The sequence below is a fragment of the Enterobacter sp. BRE11 genome (assembly GCF_031844285.1).
Lineage (GTDB): Bacteria > Pseudomonadota > Gammaproteobacteria > Enterobacterales > Enterobacteriaceae > Pantoea.
Map to the genome: position 1 here is coordinate 75,337 of NZ_JAUZUX010000019.1, position 21,165 is coordinate 96,501.

Annotated in this window: 17 protein-coding genes; 15 read left to right on the top strand and 2 right to left on the bottom strand. The window is 59.2% G+C overall.

From position 1 onward, the window contains the following. Window positions 1–192 precede the first annotated feature (192 nt). From nrdH to emrB, 11 genes are all read left to right on the top strand, one after another. Window positions 193–435, top strand: coding sequence for a glutaredoxin-like protein NrdH (nrdH, locus tag Q9R34_RS18580; protein ID WP_434126992.1), 243 nt, complete (start codon window positions 193–195; stop codon window positions 433–435). A gap of 4 nt (window positions 436–439) precedes the next feature. Next, window positions 440–853: a class Ib ribonucleoside-diphosphate reductase assembly flavoprotein NrdI gene (gene nrdI / locus Q9R34_RS18585; RefSeq protein ID WP_434126993.1), complete on the top strand. Its 414-nt coding sequence runs from the start codon at window positions 440–442 to the stop codon at window positions 851–853. Next, entirely contained in the window at window positions 823–2,961 is a 2,139-nt protein-coding gene (gene nrdE / locus Q9R34_RS18590) for a class 1b ribonucleoside-diphosphate reductase subunit alpha (RefSeq protein ID WP_485895622.1), read from the top strand. The genes nrdI and nrdE overlap by 31 nt, the downstream gene beginning before the upstream one ends. Window positions 2,962–2,969: 8 nt before the next feature. Next, entirely contained in the window at window positions 2,970–3,929 is a 960-nt protein-coding gene (gene nrdF, locus Q9R34_RS18595; RefSeq protein WP_485895624.1) for a class 1b ribonucleoside-diphosphate reductase subunit beta, read from the top strand. 385 nt (window positions 3,930–4,314) lie between these two features. Then, a complete protein-coding gene (gene proV / locus Q9R34_RS18600; protein ID WP_485895626.1) occupies window positions 4,315–5,511 on the top strand; it encodes a glycine betaine/L-proline ABC transporter ATP-binding protein ProV in 1,197 nt (398 codons plus the stop codon). After that, window positions 5,508–6,662 carry a glycine betaine/L-proline ABC transporter permease ProW gene (gene proW, locus Q9R34_RS18605; protein ID WP_485895628.1) on the top strand — a complete coding sequence of 385 codons (1,155 nt, stop codon included), beginning with the start codon at window positions 5,508–5,510 and terminating at the stop codon, window positions 6,660–6,662. The genes proV and proW overlap by 4 nt, the downstream gene beginning before the upstream one ends. 57 nt (window positions 6,663–6,719) lie before the next feature. Next, a complete protein-coding gene (gene proX, locus Q9R34_RS18610) occupies window positions 6,720–7,718 on the top strand; it encodes a glycine betaine/L-proline ABC transporter substrate-binding protein ProX (RefSeq protein ID WP_485895630.1) in 999 nt (332 codons plus the stop codon). A gap of 158 nt (window positions 7,719–7,876) precedes the next feature. Beyond that, window positions 7,877–9,064, top strand: a complete 1,188-nt coding sequence (locus Q9R34_RS18615; RefSeq protein WP_485895632.1) for an MFS transporter — start codon at window positions 7,877–7,879, stop codon at window positions 9,062–9,064. Between the two features lie 315 nt (window positions 9,065–9,379). Beyond that, window positions 9,380–9,910: a transcriptional repressor MprA gene (gene mprA / locus Q9R34_RS18620; RefSeq protein WP_434127000.1), complete on the top strand. Its 531-nt coding sequence runs from the start codon at window positions 9,380–9,382 to the stop codon at window positions 9,908–9,910. Window positions 9,911–10,057: 147 nt separating this feature from the next. Beyond that, the gene (gene emrA, locus Q9R34_RS18625) at window positions 10,058–11,230 is read left to right on the top strand and encodes a multidrug efflux MFS transporter periplasmic adaptor subunit EmrA (RefSeq protein WP_485895634.1); all 1,173 of its coding nucleotides are present in this window, start codon (window positions 10,058–10,060) and stop codon (window positions 11,228–11,230) included. Between the two features lie 16 nt (window positions 11,231–11,246). Then, window positions 11,247–12,782: a multidrug efflux MFS transporter permease subunit EmrB gene (gene emrB / locus Q9R34_RS18630; protein ID WP_434127002.1), complete on the top strand. Its 1,536-nt coding sequence runs from the start codon at window positions 11,247–11,249 to the stop codon at window positions 12,780–12,782. Between the two features lie 79 nt (window positions 12,783–12,861). Here the strand turns inward: emrB and Q9R34_RS18635 are convergent, their stop codons facing one another. After that, complete coding sequence (locus tag Q9R34_RS18635) at window positions 12,862–13,959, bottom strand: tRNA/rRNA methyltransferase (protein WP_485895636.1); 1,098 nt, start codon at window positions 13,957–13,959, stop codon at window positions 12,862–12,864. A gap of 160 nt (window positions 13,960–14,119) precedes the next feature. Between Q9R34_RS18635 and trxC the strand changes: the two genes are divergently transcribed. The 4 genes from trxC to pssA all read left to right on the top strand — a co-directional run bounded on the left by trxC (window position 14,120) and on the right by pssA (window position 19,588). Then, entirely contained in the window at window positions 14,120–14,539 is a 420-nt protein-coding gene (trxC, locus tag Q9R34_RS18640) for a thioredoxin TrxC (protein ID WP_434127004.1), read from the top strand. A gap of 110 nt (window positions 14,540–14,649) precedes the next feature. Beyond that, the gene (locus Q9R34_RS18645; protein WP_485895639.1) at window positions 14,650–15,348 is read left to right on the top strand and encodes a tRNA-uridine aminocarboxypropyltransferase; all 699 of its coding nucleotides are present in this window, start codon (window positions 14,650–14,652) and stop codon (window positions 15,346–15,348) included. Between the two features lie 109 nt (window positions 15,349–15,457). Then, window positions 15,458–18,115, top strand: a complete 2,658-nt coding sequence (locus Q9R34_RS18650; protein WP_485895641.1) for a bifunctional acetate--CoA ligase family protein/GNAT family N-acetyltransferase — start codon at window positions 15,458–15,460, stop codon at window positions 18,113–18,115. Between the two features lie 117 nt (window positions 18,116–18,232). Next, complete coding sequence (gene pssA / locus Q9R34_RS18655; RefSeq protein ID WP_434127007.1) at window positions 18,233–19,588, top strand: CDP-diacylglycerol--serine O-phosphatidyltransferase; 1,356 nt, start codon at window positions 18,233–18,235, stop codon at window positions 19,586–19,588. A gap of 65 nt (window positions 19,589–19,653) precedes the next feature. On the opposite strand, the gene Q9R34_RS18660 is transcribed toward pssA, so the two are convergent. Continuing rightward, a complete protein-coding gene (locus tag Q9R34_RS18660; protein ID WP_485895643.1) occupies window positions 19,654–20,961 on the bottom strand; it encodes an MFS family transporter in 1,308 nt (435 codons plus the stop codon). Window positions 20,962–21,165: the final 204 nt, after the last annotated feature.

The window sequence follows — 21,165 nt, forward strand, 5'->3', positions numbered from 1 at the left end:
CCTGGCGTTAACCGTCTTTTGCCTATCTTTTGCCAAAAACCCTATATATAGCGTGCTTGAATTTTTTAGGCCCTATATCTAGTATCTTCTCTATCGTCCAGACACAAAATGCAAGCCGCGGCGCCGTCCAGAAAAAAGCGTATCGTCTGCGGTTTACCCCAACAGGCCCATGCGTTAAGGGAAATACGAATCATGCGCATTATTATTTACACTAAAGATCACTGTGTCCAGTGCAACGCGACGAAGCAGGCAATGGATCGTCACGGCATCGCCTGCCAGCTGATCAATCTTGACGCGCAGCCTGACGCCGCCGCCGACCTGAAAGCGCTCGGCTACCGTCAGGTGCCGGTGGTGATGGCGGGCAGCGACCACTGGAGCGGCTTCCGTCCAGACAAAATCGCCGCTCTGGGCCAGCTTGCGGCGGCAGGAGAGTAGCGCCATGTTTCCACTGGTCTACTTCTCCAGCCAGTCGGAAAACACCCATCGGTTTATTACCCGTCTGGGCCTGCCGGCGCGGCGCATTCCGCTCGATCTGGCCGGGCGCCTGCAGCAGCGCCAGCCCTATATTCTGGTGGTGCCCAGCTACGGCGGCGGCGGCAGTCGCGGCGCGGTGCCCAGACAGGTTATTCACTTTCTTAATGATGAATCGAACCGGCGCGGCATTCGCGGCGTGATCGCCGCGGGCAACCGCAATTTCGGCGAGGCTTACTGCCTGGCGGGCGACATCATCGCGCAAAAATGCCAGGTTCCCGTGCTCTACCGCTTTGAGCTGATGGGCACGCCGGACGACATCGCCACGGTTAAAGCGGGAGTAACCCAATTTTGGCAACAACAGACACCCTCAATGGCGTAACGCTCGACTATCACGCGCTGAACGCCATGCTGAACCTCTACGATGCCGATGGCCGCATCCAGTTCAGCAAAGATCGCGAAGCGACCCGCCAGTTCTTTCTGCAGCACGTCGCGCCGAATACGGTCGCTTTCGCCAGCGCGGCGGAGCGCCTGCGCTATCTGGTGGACGAAGGCTATTACGAAGCGGCGGTGCTGAACCAGTACGACTTCGACTTTCTGTGCCGTTTTCATGACGAGGCGGCGGCCTGGGGCTTTGAGTTTAAAACTTTTCTCGGCGCGTGGAAGTTCTACACCAGCTATACGCTAAAGAGCTTCGACGGCAAACGCTATCTGGAGAGCTTCGAACAGCGCGCCTGCATGGTGGCGCTGACGCTGGCGCAGGGCAGCGAGACGCTGGCGCGATCGCTGCTGGAGGAGATGCTGAGCGGCCGCTTTCAGCCTGCGACCCCGACCTTCCTTAACTGCGGCAAACAGCAGCGCGGCGAGCTGGTCTCCTGTTTCCTGCTGCGCATCGAAGACAATATGGAGTCGATTGGCCGCGCGGTGAATTCCGCGCTGCAGCTCTCTAAGCGCGGCGGCGGCGTGGCGTTTCTGCTCTCTAACCTGCGCGAAAACGGCGCGCCGATCAAACGCATCGAGAATCAGTCGTCGGGCGTGATTCCGGTGATGAAGATGCTGGAGGACGCCTTCTCCTACGCCAATCAGCTTGGCGCGCGTCAGGGTGCGGGTGCGGTCTGGCTCAACGCGCATCACCCCGATATTCTGCGCTTTCTCGATACCCGGCGGGAAAACGCCGACGAGAAGATCCGCATCAAGACGCTGTCGCTCGGCGTGGTCATCCCCGATATCACCTTTCAGCTGGCGAAAGAGAACCGCCAGATGGCGCTTTTTTCTCCCTGGGACGTCGAGCGCATCTATGGCCAGGCGTTCGGCGACATCAGCATCAGCGAAAAGTATGAGGAGATGGTGGCGGACGACCGCATCCGCAAGCGCTGGATCGAGCCGCGCGACTTTTTCCAGACGCTGGCGGAGATCCAGTTCGAGTCCGGCTATCCCTACATCATGTATGAGGACAGCGTGAACCGCAGCAACCCAATCGCCGGTCGCATCAATATGAGCAACCTCTGCTCGGAGATTTTGCAGGTCAACAGCGCCAGCGAGTTCAACGAGGATCTCAGCTATCGCCGCGTCGGCAAGGATATCTCCTGCAACCTCGGCTCGCTGAATATCGCGCACGCCATGGATTCAGGCGATCTAGCCAATACCGTGACGGTGGCGGTGCGTGCGCTGACGGCGGTCTCCGATATGAGCCATATCGGCTCGGTGCCGTCGGTGGCCGAAGGCAACCAGCGATCGCACGCCATCGGTCTGGGCCAGATGAACCTGCACGGCTATCTGGCGCGGGAAGGGATTGTCTACGGGTCGCCGGAAGGGCTCGATTTTACCAACCTCTATTTTTACTGCGTCACTTACTACGCCCTGCGCACCTCGAATCAGCTGGCGCGCGAGCGCGGGCAGCGGTTCGACGGCTTCGAGCAATCGACCTATGCCAGCGGCACCTACTTCGACAAGTATGTCGAGCGCGACTGGCTGCCGCGCACCGGGCGCGTGGCGCAGCTGTTCGCCGAGGCGGGCATTGCGCTGCCGACGCGCGCCGACTGGCAGGCGCTGCGCGAAGCGGTGATGGCGCACGGGTTATATAACCAGAACCTGCAGGCGATTCCGCCGACCGGTTCGATCTCCTATATCAACCACGCCACCTCGAGCATCCACCCGATTGTGTCGCGCATTGAGATCCGCAAAGAGGGCAAAACCGGACGCGTTTACTATCCCGCGCCCTTCCTGACCAACGAGAACCTCGCGCTCTATCAGGATGCCTACCAGATCGGGCCGGAAGCGATTATCGACACCTATGCCGAAGCGACGCAGCATGTCGATCAGGGCCTGTCGCTGACGCTCTTTTTCCGCGACGACGTCACCACCCGCGACATCAACAAAGCGCAGATTTACGCCTGGAAGAAAGGCATCAAAACGCTTTACTACATTCGACTGCGCCAGATGGCGCTCCAGGGCACGGAGGTGCAGGGCTGCGTTTCCTGCGCCCTGTGATAGAAACTATGCGACTACAACAGATTCAGGCGATTAACTGGAACCGTCTTCAGGACGAGAAAGATCTAGAGGTGTGGAACCGTCTTACCAGCAACTTCTGGCTGCCGGAAAAGGTGCCGCTGTCGAACGATCTGCCCGCCTGGCAGACGCTGGACAGCCAGCAGCAGCAGCTCACGATTCGGGTGTTTACCGGGCTGACGCTGCTCGACACTATTCAAAATGTGATTGGCGCGCCGGGCCTGATGCCGGACGCGCTGACGCCGCACGAAGAGGCGGTGCTCTCCAATATCAGCTTTATGGAGGCGGTGCATGCGCGCTCCTACAGCTCAATCTTCTCCACGCTCTGCCACACCCGCGACGTCGACGCCGCCTATCAGTGGAGCGAGGAGAACGAGGCGCTGCAGAACAAGGCGCGCATTATTCTGCAGCACTACCACGCCGAGGATCCGCTGAAGAAAAAGATCGCCAGCGTGTTTCTCGAGTCATTTCTCTTTTACTCCGGCTTCTGGCTGCCGATGTACTGGTCAAGCCGCGGCAAGCTGACCAATACCGCCGATCTCATTCGGCTGATCATCCGTGACGAAGCGGTGCATGGCTACTACATCGGCTATAAATTTCAGCAGGCGCTGGCGCAGGTTGATGACGCGCGCAAAGCGGCGCTGCAGCAGTTCGCCTACGACCTGCTGCTGGCGCTGTATGAGAATGAGGTCGCCTATACCGAGGCGCTCTATGCCGACATCGGCTGGACGGAAGAGGTGAAAACCTTTCTGCACTACAACGCCAATAAGGCGCTGATGAACCTGGGTTATGAGGCGCTGTTTCCGGCAGAGCTTACCGCGGTAAATCCGGCGATTCTCGCTGCCCTTTCGCCCAACGCCGATGAAAATCACGATTTCTTCTCCGGCTCCGGCTCCTCCTACGTGATGGGCAAAGCGGTAGAAACCGAAGACGAAGACTGGGACTTTTAAACCGCTGATGCCGGGTGCAATGCGGCCCGGCATGATTATTTTTTCCTGCTCGGCCGCTTGCCGGTTATTTCGCGCACCGCCCTTTCTATTTCCCCATTATTACGTTTTGACGACAGAGTAATGTTCTCTTTTCGCCGCGCGCTTTTCTGAGAATTCCGCCTCCGGCAGCGCCGAATCGCCATCAATTCGCCCTTCCGCGACAAAAAAATATTTCGCCCTCATCCCTTGCGAGCACTGGAAATTCTGCCCATCACAATATTTCGCCTGCCGAAAATATTGCCATTCAGGGTTGTCAGATAGTGTCAGTATGTTACGGTATGACCCGCGTAAATTTGACCAGGAAAGCTGAAATTCAAAAATAATTTAACCAGGACTTTATCACTGCATGGCAATTAAAGTTGAAGTAAAGAATTTATATAAAATATTTGGGGACAACCCCGACCGCGCATTTAAATATATTGAGCAAGGAGAAAGCAAAGAGACAATACTGGCAAAAACCAGTTTGTCGCTGGGCGTCAAAAACGCCAGTCTGGCCATTGAAGAAGGCGAGATATTCGTCATCATGGGACTTTCCGGCTCGGGAAAATCGACCATGGTTCGCCTTCTCAATCGTCTGATCGAGCCCACACGGGGCCAGGTAATTATTGACGGCGTCGATATCGCCAAAATATCCGACAGTGCCCTGCGCGACGTGCGCAGAAATAAGATCAGCATGGTCTTCCAGTCATTTGCGCTGATGCCGCATATGGACGTGCTAAATAATACCGCTTTTGGCATGGAATTAGCTGGCGTGCCGCTGGCGGAACGTCAGGAAAAAGCGCTGGACGCCCTGCGTCAGGTCGGGCTGGAAAATTACGCCCACGCTTATCCCGATGAACTTTCTGGCGGCATGCGCCAGCGCGTTGGACTGGCGCGTGCGCTGGCGATCAATCCCGATATTTTGCTGATGGACGAAGCTTTTTCTGCGCTCGATCCGCTTATCCGCACCGAGATGCAGGACGAACTTGTGAAGCTGCAGGCGAAACATCAGCGCACCATTATTTTTATTTCCCACGATCTCGACGAGGCGATGCGCATCGGCGACCGCATCGCCATTATGCAGGGCGGCGAAGTGGTGCAGGTCGGCACGCCGGACGACATTCTGAATAACCCGGCCAACGACTACGTGCGCACCTTCTTCCGCGGCGTCGATATCAGCCACGTCTTCAGCGCGAAAGATATCGCCCGCCGCAGCGCAGGATCGCTGATCCGCAAGGCGCCCGGCTTCGGCCCGCGCTCCGCCATCAAGCTACTGCAGGATGAGGATCGCGAATTCGGCTATGTGCTGGAGAAGCAGAAGTTTATCGGCGTGGTCTCGACCGACTCGCTGAAAGCGGCGCTGGCGGCGGGCGAAGGGCTGGATAGCGCCCTGCTCGACGCCCCGGCCGCCGTTCCCTCCGATACCTCGCTGAACGATCTGCTCGGCCATGTCGCGCACGCGCCCTGCGCTGTGCCGGTGGTGGGCGAAGCGCATCAGTATGTTGGCATCATTTCCAAAGGCATGTTGTTACGTGCGTTAGATCGTGAGGGAGCGTCGTCATGAGTGAACAGAACAGCCATCCGTGGGAAAGCGCGAGCGCCGCGCCGCAGATCGACGCCGCCACCCCGGCGAGCAGCGATCCCTGGTCCAGCGCGGGAGAGGATGCCACGCAGCACGCCGCGTCCGCCAGCAATGGCGCTGACGCCTGGGGCACGCCCGACGGCGGTGCCGCCCATGACGCCGCCGCCAGCGGCAGCGACTGGCTGAGCAGCGCGCCTGCGCCGCAGCCGGAACATTTTAACCTGCTCGATCCCTTTCATAAGACGCTGATCCCGCTCGATCGCTGGGTGACGGAAGGCATCGACTGGGTGGTGAATCACTTCCGCCCGCTGTTTCAGGGCGTGCGGGTGCCGGTGGACTATATCCTGAGCGCCTTTCAGCAGCTGCTGCAGAGCCTGCCTGCGCCGGTAGCGATCGTGGTGTTTGCCCTGATCGCCTGGCAGATCGCCAGCCCGGCGATGGGCGTCGCCACGCTTATCTCGCTGGTGCTCATCGGCGCGATCGGCGCCTGGTCGCAGGCGATGGTGACGCTGGCGCTGGTGCTGACCGCGCTGCTGTTCTGCATCGTCATTGGGCTGCCGCTCGGCATCTGGCTGGCGCGCAGCGAGCGTGCAAGCCGTATCATTCGGCCGCTGCTGGATGCGATGCAGACCACGCCGGCGTTTGTTTATCTGGTGCCTATCGTCATGCTGTTCGGCATCGGCAACGTTCCCGGCGTGGTGGTGACCATTATTTTCGCCCTGCCGCCGATGGTGCGCCTGACCATCCTCGGCATCAGGCAGGTGCCTGCCGATCTGATCGAGGCCAGCGAGTCGTTCGGCGCCAGCCCGCGTCAGATGCTGTTTAAGGTGCAGCTGCCGCTGGCGATGCCGACCATTATGGCAGGCGTCAACCAGACGCTGATGCTGGCGCTGTCGATGGTGGTGATCGCCTCGATGATCGCCGTCGGCGGGCTGGGCCAGATGGTGCTGCGCGGCATCGGCCGTCTCGATATGGGACTCGCCACCGTGGGCGGCGTCGGCATCGTGATCCTCGCCATTGTCCTTGACCGTTTAACCCAGTCTGTGGGTCGCGACGGCCGCAGCCGCGGCAGCCGCCGCTGGCGCCATACCGGCCCAATCGGCCTGCTGACGCGCCCTTTCCGTAAAGCCTGATTTTTCGGGCGGCCCTCGCGGCCGCCCGCCTCGCAACGCCGACAATAAGGAATAACTATGCGCAAGACCGCACCTCTCCTCGCCGCCGTGCTGACCACGTTCGCGCTTTCGCAGGCGTCCGCCGCCGATCTGCCGGGCAAAGGCGTGACCGTTAAGCCTGCACAGAGCACCATCGCCGAAGAGGGCTTCCAGACGCTGCTGGTGAGCCGCGCGCTGGAAAAGCTGGGCTACAGCGTCGAAAAGCCGAGCGAAATTGACTATAACGTCGCCTACACCTCCATCGCCGCCGGTGACCTCACCTTTATCGCCACCAACTGGCAGCCGCTGCATGACGATATGTATAACGCCGCGGGCGGCGATAAAAAATTCTATCGCGCAGGCACCTACGTCTCCGGCGCGGCACAGGGCTACCTGATCGACAAGAAAACCGCCGAGCAGTACCACATCACCAATATTGCGCAGCTGAAAGATCCGAAAATCGCGCAGCTGTTCGACAGCAACGGCGACGGCAAAGCGGATATGACCGGCTGTACGCCGGGCTGGGGCTGCGAAGCGGTTATCAATCATCAGAACAGCGCCTTCGGCCTCAGCGACACCGTGACTGCCAATATGGGCAACTACTCGGCGATGGTCGCCGATACTCTGGCGCGCTTTAAGCAGGGCAAGCCGATCCTTTACTATACCTGGACGCCCTACTGGCTGAGCGATGTGCTGAAGCCGGGCCGCGACGTGGTGTGGCTGCAGGTGCCGTTCTCGTCGCTGCCGGGCGCGCAGAGCAAGGTCGATACTAAACTGCCGAACGGCGCCAACTACGGTTTCCCGGTCAATAGTATGCATATCGTGGCCAACAAAGCCTGGGCGGAGAAGAACCCGGCGGCGGCGGCGCTGTTTGCCGAGATGAAGCTGCCGATTACCGATATCAATGCGGAAAATGCGGCGATGCATGCCGGTCAGGCGTCTGAAGCAGATATCAACCGTCACGTCGACGGCTGGATCAGCGCCCATCAGCAGCAGTTCGATCTCTGGATTCAGGACGCGCTTGCGGCCGCTAAATAAGTCACAGGTCGCTTCAGGGGCAGTGTGCTTGCTCTGCCCCTTTGCCCACCCCCTTTTGTCGAACCAACTGGTAGGTCCTGTCAAATTCCCCCTCAGTGAAATAGTTTTTTCGGTTACTATTAACCGATTATGATTATTACTCTCTGCGCGCCTGATAAATGAATGCTCATCGCCATACGCTGACCCCTGCGCTGGTGTTGCTGATGTCCGTTGCCACGGGTCTCTCTGTGGCCAGCAACTACTATGTCCAGCCGCTGCTCAATACCGTTGCCCAGAACTTCCACCTCTCCGTCAGCATGGCGGGCTTTATCGTTACCACGGCGCAGCTGGGCTACGCGTGCGGCCTGCTGCTGCTGGTGCCGCTTGGCGATATGCTTGAGCGTCGCGCCCTGATCGTCGGCATGAGCCTGCTGGCGGCGGGCGGCATGGTGATGACCGCCACCTCCTCCTCTTTTACCCTGCTGCTGCTGGGTACGGTGCTGACCGGCCTGTTCTCGGTGGTGGCGCAGATCCTGGTGCCGCTGGCCGCAACGCTGGCACCGCCGGAGAAGCGCGGCAGAATCGTCGGCACGGTGATGAGCGGCCTGCTGCTCGGCATTCTGCTGGCGCGTACCGTGGCGGGCGCGCTGGCGCAGCTGGGCGGCTGGCGCACCGTTTACTGGACCGCCAGCGTGCTGATGGTGCTGATGGCGCTGGCGCTGTGGCGCTTTCTGCCGCAGGTGAAACCTACGGTGTCGCTTAACTATCCGCAGCTGCTGAAATCGATTTTCCAGATCTACCGGTCGAATCGCGTGATGCGCACTCGCGCCTGGGCTGGCTGTCTCTCTTTTGCCAACTTTAGCGTGCTCTGGACGTCGATGGCGTTTCTGCTCGCCTCGCCGCCTTACGGCTACTCCGAGGGTGAGATTGGCCTGCTCGGGCTGGTCGGCGCGGCGGGCGCGCTGGCGGCGCGTCAGGCCGGATCGCTGGCGGATAAGGGTAAAGCCAGGCTTACCACCACGCTGGGCCTGCTGATTATGCTCGCCTCCTGGGGGATGACCGCGCTGGGTGCCCACTCGCTGGCGGCGCTGATTGTCGGTATCCTGCTGCTCGACCTGGCGGTTCAGGGGGTGCACATCACCAACCAGAGTGTGATCTATAGTCAGATGCCCGAGGCGCGCAATCGCCTTACCGCTGGCTATATGACCAGCTATTTTATTGGCGGCGCATTGGGTTCGCTGCTTTCGGCCAACGCCTATCACGTTGCCGGCTGGTACGGCGTATGCGCCGCTGGCGTGGTGATGACGCTGCTCAACCTGCTGATTTGGTGGCGCGGTTACCGCTTCGAAACCCACTTAAGTAAGTAAATAAAATACCAAACATGTCATTGAGTCTGGTCATGAATGGTTAGTTTTGTTATGGTTAGCAACAAACTTATTCACACAAGTTATTTTTTCTTGCGAAATTATTTAGCAAACAAAAAGTTCCTTCCCGTTTAGATATCGTGCCCTGCGGCGGAAGTGGCAGAGACGAGGGGTTTCGTACCCAGGGTCAGGGAGCGGCCTGGAAACACCTGATGACGACAGTGTGATCTTCTGAACCATTGCGCGGAGTAAAAATGACTACGCTTAATCTGTCACCATCGTTACTATATTAGCTGCAACTAGTGAGGTTTTTTTATAATGGAAAGTTCGTTTACTCCCATTGAACAGATGCTTAACATCCGCGCAAATCGCCATAAAGATTTCCCGCTGCACGAAATCATTCTGACGCGTCTGTGCATGCACATGCAGGGAAAGCTGCTGGAAAATCGCAATAAGATGTTAAAGGCGCAGGGAATTAACGAAACCTTATTCATGGCGCTGATTACGCTGGATGCGCAGGAAAACCAAAGCATTCAGCCCTCCGAGCTGAGCGCCGCGCTGGGTTCTTCACGCACCAACGCCACGCGCATCGCCGATGAGCTGGAGAAGCGCGGCTGGATCGAGCGTCGCGAGAGCGACAACGATCGTCGCTGCCTTCATCTGCATCTTACCGAAAAAGGGAATGAGTTCCTGCGTCAGCTGCTGCCCCCTCAGCATCAGAGCCTGCAATATCTCTGGTCTTCGCTGTCGAACGACGAGAAATCGCAGCTGGAAGGCATCACGCGTAAATTGCTCAATCGCCTCGACAAAATGGACGAAGACCAGGTCATCGCCACCCTCTCTCGCTAATAGCAAGAACTGCGACACAATCACCTGTCGAAACCGTTATTTTAATCCCCTTTTATCCGGCCAGCGCCTTGTCGCTGGCTTTTTTCGACTCGGGCTCCGTGAAAAGGGACAATCGCGCCCCGGCATATGAAACAGTTGGAGACAGAGATGAGTGCAACAGCGGAGGCGCAAAGCCCGCAACAGCCAGCCCAAAAAAAGAAGACGCGTAAAAAAGTGCTGATTCTGCTGGCGCTGCTTTTTGTGCTGGCTGGCATCGCCTGGGGCGTTTACTGGTTCCTGGTGCTGCGGCATTTCCAGGAAACAGACGACGCCTACGTGGCCGGAAATCAGGTGCAGGTCATGGCGCAGGTGTCGGGCAGCGTTAACAAGGTCTGGTTCGACGATACCGATTTTGTGAAGAAAGGCGACGTGCTGGTTTCACTGGATAAAACCGACGCCGAGCAGGCGTTTGAAAAAGCCCAGACCGCGCTGGCCACCAGCGTGCGTCAGACCCATCAGCTGATGATCAACGCAAAGCAGTATCAGGCGAGCATCGCGCTGCAGCAAACCGCGCTGGCGCAGGCGGAAGCGGATCTGAAACGCCGCGAACCACTGGGAGCGTCTAACCTGATCGGCCGTGAAGAGCTGCAGCACTCGCGCGACGCGGTCGCTACCGCGAAAGCGCAGCTCGACGTGGCGGTGCAGCAGTACAACGCCAACCAGGCGATGATCCTCAACACCTCGCTGGAAGAGCAGCCGGCGGTCAAACAGGCCGCCGCAGAACTGCGCGACGCCTGGCTGGCGCTGCAGCGTACCGATATTCGCAGCCCAATGGATGGCTACGTGTCGCGCCGCAGCGTGCAGGTCGGCTCGCAAATCAGCACCAGCACGCCGCTCATGGCGGTGGTGCCCGCGACCAACTTGTGGATCGACGCCAACTTTAAAGAGACGCAGCTGGCGGGCGTACGTATCGGCCAGGATGCGACGGTAGTAGCCGATATCTATGGCGACGACGTGGTCTATCACGGCAAAGTGGTCGGTCTGGATATGGGCACCGGCAGCGCCTTCTCGCTGCTGCCTGCGCAGAACGCCACCGGTAACTGGATCAAAGTGGTGCAGCGTCTGCCGGTGCGTATCGAGCTTAACCCGGACGAGATCGCGAAGCATCCGCTGCGTATTGGCCTGTCGACGCTGGTGAAAGTTGATACCACCAATAAAGACGGCAGCGTCCTCGCCACCAGCGTTCGTCAGCAGGCCGCCTATAGCAGCAATGCGCTGGCGATCGACCTGGCGCCGGTGAACCAGCTGATTACTGACATCGTTCGCGCCAACGCCGGATGATCACGCGGAGGCTGTCATGGCACAAAAACCGCTAGAAGGCGCGCCGCTGGTCCTGATGACCATCGCGCTGTCGTTGGCGACCTTTATGCAGGTGCTGGATTCAACCATCGCTAACGTGGCGATCCCGACCATCGCAGGCAATCTGGGCGCCTCTAACTCGCAGGGCACATGGGTCATTACCTCGTTTGGGGTGGCGAACGCTATCTCCATTCCGATTACCGGCTGGCTGGCGAAGCGCGTCGGCGAGGTAAAACTCTTTACGTGGGCAACGATTCTGTTCGCCCTCGCCTCCTGGGCGTGCGGCATGTCGGAAAGCCTGGAGATGCTGATTTTCTTCCGCATCCTGCAGGGCGTGGTGGCCGGCCCGCTGATCCCGCTGTCGCAGAGCCTGCTGCTTAGCAACTATCCGCCCGCCAAACGCAGCATCGCCCTCTCGCTGTGGGCGATGACGGTGATTGTCGCGCCGATTTGCGGGCCGATTCTCGGCGGCTGGATCAGCGATAACTATCACTGGGGCTGGATCTTCTTTATTAACGTGCCGATTGGCGCGGTGGTGGTGATGCTGACGCTGCAGACGCTGCGCGGCCGCGAGACTCGCACCGAGGTGCGCCCTATCGACGTGGTGGGTCTGGTGCTGCTGGTGGTGGGCATCGGCTCTCTGCAGGTGATGCTGGACCGCGGTAAGGAGCTTGACTGGTTTAACTCCACCGAGATTGTGGTGCTGACGGTGGTCGCCGTGGTGTCGCTGGCGGTGCTGCTGGTGTGGGAGCTAACCGACGATCACCCGATTGTCGATCTGACGCTATTTAAGTCGCGCAACTTCACCATCGGCTGCCTCTCTATTAGCCTGGCCTATATGCTCTATTTCGGCTCGATTGTGCTGCTGCCGCAGCTGCTGCAGGAGGTCTACGGCTACACCGCCACCTGGGCTGGCCTGGCGTCTGCGCCGGTGGGGATCATTCCGGTGATCCTGTCGCCAATTATCGGTCGCTTCGCCCACAAGCTGGATATGCGTCGGCTGGTAACCTTCAGCTTTATCATGTACGCCATCTGCTTCTACTGGCGCGCCTATACCTTTGAGCCCTCAATGGACTTCGGCGCGTCGGCCTGGCCGCAGTTTATCCAGGGGTTCGCGGTCGCCTGTTTCTTTATGCCGCTCACCACCATTACCCTTTCGGGCCTGCCGCCCGAGCGGCTGGCGGCAGCGTCGAGCCTGTCGAACTTTGTGCGTACGCTGGCTGGCTCCATTGGCACCTCGATTACCACCACTATGTGGACCAACCGGGAATCGATGCACCACAGCACCTTTACCGAGTCGATTACGCCCTATAACCCCAATGCGCAGCAGATGTATGCGCAGCTGGAAGGCATGGGGATGAGCCATCAGCAGGCGTCTGCCTATATCGCGCAGCAGATCACCAACCAGGGGTTAATTATCTCCGCCAACGAGATCTTCTGGGCCTCGGCCGGAGTGTTTTTGATTCTGCTGGTGCTGATCTGGTTTGCCCGCCCACCGTTTGGCTCCGGCAGCGGCGGCGGCGGCGCGCACTGATTCAGGACGTGGGTAAACAGCGCTTCGGTACAAAGCCTTACCAGGACAGAAACAAAAACGGGCCTTTCGGCCCGTTTTTTTATGCGTTCTGACGCCACCATTCGGCAAGCAGAATGCCGGTGGCCACCGAGACGTTAAGGCTCTCGACGTTGCCGGTGCCGCCGATCGACAGGCTGATATCGCCCTGCTGGAACGCGCTATCGGACAGGCCTTCTCTCTCCTGCCCCAGCACCAGCACCATCTTCGCCGGCAGCTCCGCTTTCGCCAGCGGCGTGCCCTCGTGGCTTGAAGTGGTGACGATGGTGTAGCCCGCTTTGCGGAACGCTTCCAGACCGGCGGCAAAACTTTCGCCGCTGATCGCCTGAACGTGTTCTGCACCGCCTTCAGCGGTACGCACCGCCGCGCCCGACTCCAGCAGCGAGGCGTCGTTCACCAGCAAACCTTTTACGCCGAAATGCGCACAGCTGCGCATAATGCCGCCCAGGTTGTGCGGGTTGCTGACATCTTCCAGCGCCAGCACGCAATCTTTCTCACCGGCCTGGCTCAGCCACTCGCTGACCGCCATGCCCATGCGTTTTTTGATAATAAAGCAGACGCCGCCGTGGTGTTCGGTGCCGGAGGCCTTCGCCAGCTCAGCATCCTCGACGACGTGATAGGCTTTGCGGTTCGCCGCCAGCCAGCGCAGCGCCTCGCGGAAACGCGGCGTTACGCTCTGCACGAACCAGGCGCGCACGATCGCTTCGGGGCGGCTCTGGAACAGTGCCTGGCAGGCATTTTCGCCGTAGACGCGCGTCTCTTCCTGACGCTGACGACGGATCACTTCTGGATCGATAGCGGCTTTGCCGCCCTGCTCCGGCTGTTTCTCTTCTACGGAGGCGCGCTCGCTCGGCGCACGCGACACGGTGCGCCATGGCGAGAAGGCTTCATCGCTGCGCGGTTTGCGGCTGCCTTCGTCGCTACGAGGACGACGGCTACCCTCATCGCTACGCGGCTTACGGCTGCTGCCCTCTTCGCTACGACGGCCTGCGCCAGAGGAACGACGAGAATCTTCCTGACGGGCTGGGCGGCCACCTCCTTTGCCGGTACGCGGGTTCGGCGCGCGTGAGCCTGACTCGCCCTCATCTCGCACGTACATCACTTTTACCTTGCCACTTTTGCCTTTAAATTCGTCGTTCATCTGTTCCTCCTGCATTGAGAGCGCGCAGATTACCTGATGTATTAGCGCTTAGCTATCAACTATTGAACCTATTGGACAATCCAGTTTGAGGGCGGTTCGCAACCCTCTCATAATGGACAATATTTACAAGACTGGCACCTGCAAACCCTTTGAGGTAACTATGAATACGGTATGTGCTTCCTGTCAGGCAACCAATCGCGTTCCTCCCGAGCGCGTCGCCGATGGCGCAAAATGCGGCCGCTGCGGCAGCGATCTGTTTAATGGCGAAGTCGCTAACGCGACCGCCGATACGCTGGATAAATATCTGCAGGACGATCTGCCGGTAGTGGTCGATTTCTGGGCCCCCTGGTGCGGTCCCTGCGTTAACTTCGCGCCGGTGTTTAAAGAGGTGGCGCATGAGCGCAGCGGTCAGGTGCGCTTCATCAAGGTGAACACCGAAGCGGAACCTTCGCTGAGCGCGCGTTTTCGCATCCGCAGCATCCCGACCATTATGATTTTTAAAAAAGGCGAGCTGGTAGACATGCTGAACGGCGCGATGCCAAAGGCGCCTTTCAACGAATGGCTGGATGAATCGCTGTAAGTCTCCTGGGGTCTTTTCTTCCGCACGCACTTTCTCAGGCCAGCCACGCTGGCCTTTTTCTTTTCGCACGCGCTTCGATTACACTAGCGTTTTCCTTTTCTCCTTAAGCCATGACTGATAACGCCGTTCTCCGTCTGCGTGCGCAACGCCTTGCCCGCGCGACTCGCCCTTTTCTCGCCCGAGGCAACCGCGTGGTGCGCTGCCAGCGCTGTCTGCTGCCGCAGAAAAACTGCCTGTGCGCCACAATTGCGCCACAAAGCGCGCGCAGCCGCTTTTGTCTGGTGATGTTCGATACCGAACCGATGAAGCCCAGCAACACCGGGCGGCTGATCGCCGATATTCTGCCGCAGACCGAGGCGTTCGGCTGGTCGCGCACCGAGCCCGATCCGGCGCTGCTTAGCGCCGTCGCGCATCCCGACTATCAGCCGATGGTGGTTTTTCCCGCCTCCTATGCCGATCCCGGCCGCCAGGTGCTCACCGCGCCGCCGCTGAGCGGCAAGCCGCCGCTGTTTATTATGCTCGACGGCACCTGGACCGAAGCGCGCAAAATGTTTCGCAAAAGCCCCTGGCTCGATGCGCTGCCGGTGATGTCGCTCAACGTCACCGCGCCGTCGCGCTATACGCTGCGCGAAGCGCACGGTGAAGGCCAGCACTGCACCGCCGAAGTGGCCGCGGCGCTGCTGGAGCAGGCTGGCGACCTGGCGGCCGCGCAGGCGCTGCGACAGCACTTCGAGCATTTCCGTCACGCCTACCTGGCGGGGAAACCGCATCACCCCGCCCATCAGAGCGTCATCGCCGACAGCCCGTAGTGCGCCTGCGCGGCGGAAATGCTGGCGCGGCTCTCACCCTGCGAGCGCTGAACCGGCAAAGGGCGTTAAAAGCGTTTACAATCATGCCAGTCGACTTCGGGAGAGTGGGATGAGCCAACGCGGACTGGAAGCGCTGTTACGACCTAAATCTATTGCGGTGATTGGCGCCTCGGACAGGCCGGGACGTGCTGGTCACTTTATGATGCGCAATTTGCTGGCGGGCGGTTTCAGCGGCCCCGTGCTGCCGGTGACGCCCAAATATAAAGCCGTCAGCGGCGTGCTCGCCTGGCCGACCATCGACAGCCTGCCGTTCGCGCCGGACCTGGCGGTGATCTGCACCCATGCGAAACGCAACCTTGAGCTGCTGCAGCAGCTGGGCGAAAAAGGATGCAAGGCCTGTATTATCCTCTCTGCGCCCGCCAGCCAGCAGGAGGCGCTCAAGCGCTGCGCCGCGCAGTGGCAGATTCGCCTGCTCGGCCCTAACAGCCTCGGGCTGCTTGCGCCCTGGCAGGGACTCAACGCCAGCTTTTCGCCGGTGCCGATAGAAAAAGGGCGTATCGCCTTTATCTCCCAGTCGGCGGCAGTCTCCAATACCATTCTCGACTGGGCGCAGCAGCGCAGTCTGGGCTTTTCCTGGTTTATCGCACTGGGTGACAGCCTGGATACCGACGTTGACGATCTGCTCGATTTTCTGGCGCGCGACGGCAAAACCAGCGCCATTCTGCTCTACCTCGAACACCTGAGCGACGCGCGGCGTTTTGTCTCCGCTTCGCGCAGCGCCTCACGTAATAAACCTATTCTGGTGATCAAAAGCGGCCGCAGCCATCAGGCGCAGGCGCTGCTTGGCACCCACAGCGGGCTGGACGCCGCCTGGGATGCGGCGATCCAGCGCGCCGGTCTGCTGCGCGTGCAGGATACGCATGAGCTCTTTACCGCCGTCGAATCGCTTAGCCATATGCGTCCGCTACGCGGCGACAGGCTGATGATCGTCAGCAACGGCGCCGCGCCTGCCGCGCTGGCGCTGGACGAACTCTATGCGCGCAACGGCAAGCTTGCCGTGCTGAATGATGAAACGCTGGCGGCGCTGGCCGCGCTGCTGCCGGAAGGCGTGGGGCGCGGCAATCCGCTCGACCTGAAAGATGACGCCACGCCGCAGCGCTACGTCGACTGCCTGAATATCCTGCTGGGCAGCCACGAGCTTGATGCGCTGATGATTATTCACGCGCCCAGCGCGGTGGCGCCCGCCACCGAATCAGCGCAGCAGATCATTCAGGCTATCGCCGCCCATCCGCGCGGCAAGCAGGTCACGCTGCTGACCAACTGGTGCGGCGAGTTCTCCTCGCAGGCGGCACGCCGCGCTTTTACCCAGGCAGGTATTCCCACCTGGCGTACCCCGGAAGGCACGGTCACGGCGTTTATGCACCAGGTGGAGTATCGCCGCAACCAGAAACAGCTGCGCGAAACCCCGGCCCTGCCCGCCAGTTTGACGCAGGACAGCGCCCAGGCGCATCAGCTCTTGTCGCAGGCGCTGGCGAAGGGCGTCACCACGCTCGACACCCATGAGGTGCAGCCGGTGCTACAGGCATACGGGCTGGCAACGCTGCCGACCTGGATTGCCAGCGACAGCCTTGATGCGGCCGCTATCGCTGAACGTATCGGCTATCCCGTAGCGCTCAAGCTGCGATCGCCCGATATTCCTCATAAATCAGAGGTACAGGGCGTGATGCTCTATCTGCGCAACGCCGCGGAAGTGCAGCAGGCAGCCGAAGCGATTGTCGATCGGGTAAAGCAGACCCTGCCGCAGGCACGCATCGAAGGGCTGCTGGTGCAAAGTATGGCGAACCGCGCTGGGGCGCAGGAGCTGCGCGTGGTGGTGCAGCAGGATGCGCTGTTCGGTCCGGTGATTTTGCTGGGCGAAGGCGGCGTGGAGTGGCAGGCGGACAAACAGGCGGCGGTGGCGCTGCCGCCGCTCAATATGACGCTGGCGCGCTATCTGGTGATACAGGCGATCAAAAGCGGCAAGATCCGCAGTCGCGGCGGGCTCAATACGCTGGATATTCCCGCGCTCAGCCAGCTGCTGGTACAGGTCTCCAACCTGGTGGTGGACTGCCCGGAGATCCAGCGGCTCGATATCCATCCGCTGCTGGCGGCGGGCAGCGAATTTACGCTGCTGGACGTTACCCTCGATCTGGCGCCGTTCAGCGGCGACAACGAAGCGCGGCTGGCGATACGCCCCTATCCACAGCAGCTTGAAGAGCGCGTGACGCTGAAAAATGGCCAGAGCTGCTTGTTCCGCCCTATCCTGCCGGAAGATGAGCCGCTGCTGCGCGCCTTTATCGCACAGGTCACCAAAGAAGATCTCTACTACCGTTACTTCAGCGAGATCAACGAATTCACCCATGAGGATCTCGCCAATATGACGCAGATCGATTATGACCGCGAAATGGCTTTTGTCGCGGTGCGTCAGCAGCAGGGAAGCAGCGAGATTATCGGCGTCACGCGCGCGATTTCTGACGCCGATAATATCGACGCCGAGTTCTCCGTGCTGGTGCGATCCGATTTAAAAGGGCTCGGCATGGGGCGGCGACTGCTGGAAAAAATGATCCGCTATACCCGCGATCATGGTCTGCAGCAGCTCAACGGGATCACCATGCCGCACAACCGCGGCATGATTACGCTGGCGCGCAAACTGGGGTTTGGGGTGGAGGTTCAGCTTGATGAAGGCATCGTCAGCCTCAATTTACCCTTACACGGGGACATCAGCTAACCTTGTAGAGAAAGGTAAAAAATGGCCGACTGCACCAGGTTGATGTTATTATTTACCGTTATGACCCTGATTTGATGGCAAAAGGCCATGCAATGAAACGAGAAGAAGCGCACTGCGATGCTGACTAAATTCAAACGCAATAAGCATCAACAACACCTCGCACAGTTGCCGAAGCTGTCTCAGTCCCCTGCGGATGTGACAACGCTCTACTCGCCAGCCGACTTCCGTCGCACGCTGCTGGAAAAGATCGCCGCGGCGCAGCACCGTATCTGCATCGTCGCGCTCTATATGGAAAACGACGATGCCGGCCGCGCAGTAATGGATGCGCTCTATGCGGCGAAGCGCGCGCGTCCTGAGCTGGATGTCAGCATTCTGGTTGACTGGCATCGCGCTCAGCGCGGACGCATCGGCGCAGCGCGCGGCGTCACGAATGCTGACTGGTATTGCGAGATGGCAACGCAGCATGCGGATATTGCCATTCCGGTTTACGGGATCCCGGTCAACACGCGCGAAGCGCTTGGCGTGCTGCATCTGAAAGGCTTTATCATTGACGATACGCTGCTTTACAGCGGCGCCAGCATCAACGACGTTTACCTGCACCAACACGATAAGTATCGCTATGACCGCTATCAGCTGATTCGCAACCCGCAGCTGGCCGACACTATGTATGAGTGGATTAATGTCAATCTCAAGCAGTCGGAAGCGGTCAATCGCCTCGACCGTGAAGAGCGTCCATCCAGCCCGGAAATCAAGAATGAAACGCGCCAGTTCCGTCAGGATCTGCGCGGCTTCAACTACCAGTTTACCGGCGATGGCCATAACGAAGAGCTGACCGTTACTCCGCTGGTTGGGCTGGGCAAACGCAGCCTGCTCAATAAAACCATTTTTCACCTGATGCCCTGCACCGAGCAGAAGCTCACCCTCTGCACGCCGTACTTCAACCTGCCGGCCATTTTAGTGCGCAGCATTATTCATCTGTTGCGCGAGGGCAAAGAGGTCGAAATTATCGTCGGCGATAAAACTGCCAACGACTTTTATATTCCGCCTGAGCAGCCGTTTAAAATTATCGGCGCGCTGCCCTATCTCTATGAGATCAATCTGCGTCGTTTCCTCAGCCGTCTGCAGTATTATGTCGATAACGGGCAGCTGGCAGTACGCCTGTGGAAAGATGGCGAGAACAGCTATCACCTGAAAGGCATGTGGGTAGATGACGAGTGGATGTTGATTACCGGCAATAACCTCAACCCGCGCGCCTGGCGTCTCGATCTGGAAAATGCGGTTCTGATCCACGATCCGCTGCAGCAACTCACCGAGCAGCGCGAAAAAGAGCTGGCGCTGATCCGCACGCATACCGAGGTGGTGAAGCATTTCCGCGATCTGGAAAGCATCTCTGACTACCCAGCCAAGGTGCGCAAGCTGATTCGTCGTCTGCGCCGTATCCGTATTGACCGTCTGATTAGCCGTATTCTCTGATGCGCTGCCTGCGGCATCTTTCGCCGCAGGCTATCACTTTTTTTCGCCGGCAGACTCAGCCAACCTTACAGCCTGATACCCTTGCCGCGCCTGTGCAGCAGTAGGGATACCAGAAACGCCAGCGCGCCCATCGCCGAAACATACCAGAAGAACGTGGTTTCGATCCCCTGCTGCTTCATCAGCAGCGCCACATACTCTGCCGAACCACCGAATATGGCATTGGCGACGGCATAAGATAAGCCGACGCCAAGCGCGCGCACCTCTGGCGGAAACATCTCAGCCTTGAGGATGCCGCTGATGGCGGTATAGAAGCTCGTAATTAGCAGCGCCAGCATGATCAGGCAGAAGGCAATGGTCGGGCTCTGTACGCTTTGCAACGCGGTGAGGATGGGCACAGTACAGACAGCGGCGCCTGCGCCGAAGATCAGCATCGAGCCCCGACGGCCAATTTTATCGGACAGCGCGCCGATAACCGGTTGTATTAGCATAAATACCAGCAGTGCGGCGGTCATCAGCCCGCTGGCACTTTTCGCATCCATGCCTGCCGTGTTCACCAGGTACTTTTGCATATAAGTGGTAAAGGTGTAGAAGCTTAGCGAGCCGCCAGCGGTGAAACCCAGCACCATCAGGAAAGCGCGCGTATGGTTGCGCAGCAGCCCGGTGATACTGCCAGCGTCTTTATGATGGCGGCTCTGATTATCTGAGGTCTCATGCAGCGATCGCCGCAGCCAGAGAGCGACGACCGCCAGGATCGCGCCGAGAAAAAAGGGGATGCGCCAGCCCCAGCTGCGTAGATCCTCTTCACTGAGGATAAACTGCAGCACCACCACCGTCAGCACCGCCAGCAGCTGGCCGCCGATAAGCGTTACGTACTGGAAGGATGCGTAAAACCCTTTCCTCCCTTCCAGCGCCACCTCGCTCATGTAGGTTGCGCTGGTGCCATATTCGCCGCCCACCGACAGTCCCTGAAACATGCGTGCCAGCAGCAGGATCGCCGGGGCCGCGATGCCAATGCTGCCATAGCCGGGCAGGCAGGCGATAACCAGCGAGCCGAAGCACATCATGCATACCGAGATAAGCATCGATTTTTTACGACCGTGCCGATCGCCAATATAGCCAAACAGCCAGCCACCGATGGGACGCATTAAAAACCCCGCGGCAAATACCCCGGCGGTTTGCAGCAGCTGCGTGGTGGTATCCCCTTCAGGGAAAAAGATATGTGCAAAATAGAGTGAGAAGAATGAGTAGACGTAAAAGTCGAACCATTCGACCAGATTACCCGACGATGCACCGACGATCGCCCAGACACGTTTCTTGCTGATCCCCGACTCTTCTGCCTGATATTGGGAGGAGCGCGAATTAGATTCTGTCATGCTTTACCTCAGGTTCCTTGCTGATAAGCAGCGTTAAAACAATGAGTAAAGCATTTCATTCGAGACAACGAAACGTTATCGCCGCTGTGCTACGGTAAATGTGATGTATAAGAGGTTTAGGTGTAACACGTGTAACTAAGAAAGTGTTTTTATGCAGGCCTGAAACGCAAAAAACCCTGACCGTGAGGTCAGGGTTATCGCAAA

Excerpts from the sequence above, each read along its gene's own strand:
- nrdH (WP_434126992.1), top strand. The coding sequence starts at position 193 with ATGCGCATTATTATTTACACTAAAGATCACTGTGTCCAGTGCAACGCG.
- nrdI (WP_434126993.1), top strand. The coding sequence starts at position 440 with ATGTTTCCACTGGTCTACTTCTCCAGCCAGTCGGAAAACACCCATCGG.
- nrdF (WP_485895624.1), top strand. The coding sequence starts at position 2,970 with ATGCGACTACAACAGATTCAGGCGATTAACTGGAACCGTCTTCAGGAC.
- proV (WP_485895626.1), top strand. The coding sequence starts at position 4,315 with ATGGCAATTAAAGTTGAAGTAAAGAATTTATATAAAATATTTGGGGAC.
- proW (WP_485895628.1), top strand. The coding sequence starts at position 5,508 with ATGAGTGAACAGAACAGCCATCCGTGGGAAAGCGCGAGCGCCGCGCCG.
- proX (WP_485895630.1), top strand. The coding sequence starts at position 6,720 with ATGCGCAAGACCGCACCTCTCCTCGCCGCCGTGCTGACCACGTTCGCG.
- Q9R34_RS18615 (WP_485895632.1), top strand. The coding sequence starts at position 7,877 with ATGAATGCTCATCGCCATACGCTGACCCCTGCGCTGGTGTTGCTGATG.
- mprA (WP_434127000.1), top strand. The coding sequence starts at position 9,380 with ATGGAAAGTTCGTTTACTCCCATTGAACAGATGCTTAACATCCGCGCA.
- emrA (WP_485895634.1), top strand. The coding sequence starts at position 10,058 with ATGAGTGCAACAGCGGAGGCGCAAAGCCCGCAACAGCCAGCCCAAAAA.
- emrB (WP_434127002.1), top strand. The coding sequence starts at position 11,247 with ATGGCACAAAAACCGCTAGAAGGCGCGCCGCTGGTCCTGATGACCATC.
- Q9R34_RS18635 (WP_485895636.1), bottom strand. The coding sequence starts at position 13,959 with ATGAACGACGAATTTAAAGGCAAAAGTGGCAAGGTAAAAGTGATGTAC.
- trxC (WP_434127004.1), top strand. The coding sequence starts at position 14,120 with ATGAATACGGTATGTGCTTCCTGTCAGGCAACCAATCGCGTTCCTCCC.
- Q9R34_RS18645 (WP_485895639.1), top strand. The coding sequence starts at position 14,650 with ATGACTGATAACGCCGTTCTCCGTCTGCGTGCGCAACGCCTTGCCCGC.
- Q9R34_RS18650 (WP_485895641.1), top strand. The coding sequence starts at position 15,458 with ATGAGCCAACGCGGACTGGAAGCGCTGTTACGACCTAAATCTATTGCG.
- pssA (WP_434127007.1), top strand. The coding sequence starts at position 18,233 with ATGCTGACTAAATTCAAACGCAATAAGCATCAACAACACCTCGCACAG.
- Q9R34_RS18660 (WP_485895643.1), bottom strand. The coding sequence starts at position 20,961 with ATGACAGAATCTAATTCGCGCTCCTCCCAATATCAGGCAGAAGAGTCG.